We start from the raw sequence: 1,818 nt of genomic DNA on the forward strand, positions 1-1,818 counted from the left end.
GGCGTCATTTTCGCTTACGTTGCAAACATAAAGTACAGGTTTGGAGGTTAAAAGATTTAAACTTTTAAGAATGTTCTTTTCATCAGAAGAGATATCTTTGAGTAATAAGCGGACAGGGTTTCCCTGTTGCAGTATGTTTAATGCTTTTTCCATAATGGGTAGAATTGTAAGGGCTTCTTTATCTTTTCCAGTTGCTCGTTTACGGATTTGTACGATTCTTCTCTCAAGACTTTCAAGATCTGCAAGCATAAGTTCGGTTTCAACCGTTGTTGCATCACTAACAGGATCAATACGTCCTTCTACGTGGGTAATATCTTCGTTTTGAAAACAGCGTAAAACGTGGACAATGGCATCGACTTCACGAATATTGGCTAAAAATTTATTCCCTAAACCTTCGCCTTTTGAGGCTCCTCGTACCAACCCCGCAATATCAACGAAGTTAATGCGTGTAGGAATCGTTTCTTTTGAACCAGCAATTGATGCAATTTTTTCCATTCGTAAATCTGGAACAGCAACTTCACCGGTATTGGGTTCAATAGTACAAAAAGGATAATTGGCAGCCTGTGCAGTGGCTGTTTTTGTTAATGCATTAAAAAGAGTTGATTTCCCGACATTAGGTAATCCGACAATACCGCATTTAAAGCCCATGAGAGTCTTTCTTTTCTACTGATTTTATGGTTAAGATAAAGCTTCCTTTTTATAGCATATTTTCAGAAGAGTTATAGTCCTTGTCTTGCGATAAGTGAGAAAAAAGTCTAAAGTAGTAGGTATCTACTTTTTTACCTTAGTTCTTCTTATCTTAATGCTCTCCTTAGTTACAAGGATAAGAAAACTTCGAATTAATGTTAATAGTGTGCTAAGTTTTTCATGGTATGCAAATCTGCATAAATAATTAATCGGAGAAAATAGAAGAGTGTTATCTCGTTGTGCCTTTTTAATTGCAGCACTTTTGGCTTTGGCTGGATGTGCTACACGTCAGTCAGATATGTCATCGGTACCTTTTCAACAAGTTCGATACATTCCACCAGAAATACAGGCTTTGTATGGTCCTGTAACGAATGAGGCCTATTCGTTACCTGCTGTTGATCTTGCGACAATTGATCCAAAATATTGGCGACAAGAGGTGATTTATTATACATCTTATGCGCCTGGAACATTGGTTATAGATACGCAAGAGTGTTTTCTTTACCTTATTGGTGAAAATGGAAAAGCTTTGCGTTATGGGATTGGTGTCGGTAAAGAAGGCCTAGCATTTGAAGGTGAGGGGGTTATACAGCGCAAGCGTCGGTGGCCAAATTGGGCTCCTACTGCAGCTATGATGGCTCGAGAACCAGAACGTTATGGTCATCTTGGGAAAGGAATGCCACCAGGGCCCGATAATCCATTAGGTGCGCGGGCACTTTATTTGTTCAAAAATGGGAAAGATACACTTTTCCGTATTCATGGCTCACACGAATCGTGGTCAATTGGGCGTGCTATTTCAAGTGGGTGTATCCGTTTGCTTAATCAAGATATTATCGATCTTTATGATCGTGTTCCCGTTGGTTCGCGTGTTGTGGTATTGCAAAACAATAGGAGTATTCCTACAGTTTATAGTCAACAATCAAATGGTTACGATCCGCTACAATCGACCATTCAGCCAAATGATTTTTTTTAATTTAGGGGAGAAGATTGGAGAGAGCCGTTTGGGTATTTTGGTTTGCTGTTCAATCTTCTCTTCCTCCAAAAAAAGAGTATAGACCTCTTCTCTGTTTCAAAAGATATGTACAAATATCATTGTTCTATTTGCTAGCTTTCATATTTTCCCAACAGGTTTTG

The 1,818-nt window shown here is 38.9% G+C and carries 2 protein-coding genes; one reads left to right on the top strand and one right to left on the bottom strand.

Annotated features, from left to right (window positions below; translation table 11 throughout):
* Positions 1–648: redox-regulated ATPase YchF (gene ychF / locus ACFIO3_RS12530; RefSeq protein ID WP_375704563.1), on the bottom strand; the 648-nt coding region annotated here is incomplete at its 3' end.
* A 265-nt stretch (positions 649–913) separates the two neighbouring features.
* On the opposite strand from ychF, the gene ACFIO3_RS12535 reads away from it, so the two are divergent.
* Positions 914–1,657 (top strand): L,D-transpeptidase, encoded by a 744-nt coding sequence (locus ACFIO3_RS12535; RefSeq protein ID WP_375606349.1) that lies wholly within the window; start codon positions 914–916, stop codon positions 1,655–1,657.
* Positions 1,658–1,818 lie beyond the last annotated feature (161 nt).

This window comes from Bartonella sp. AD328YNZD (genome assembly GCF_042196425.1).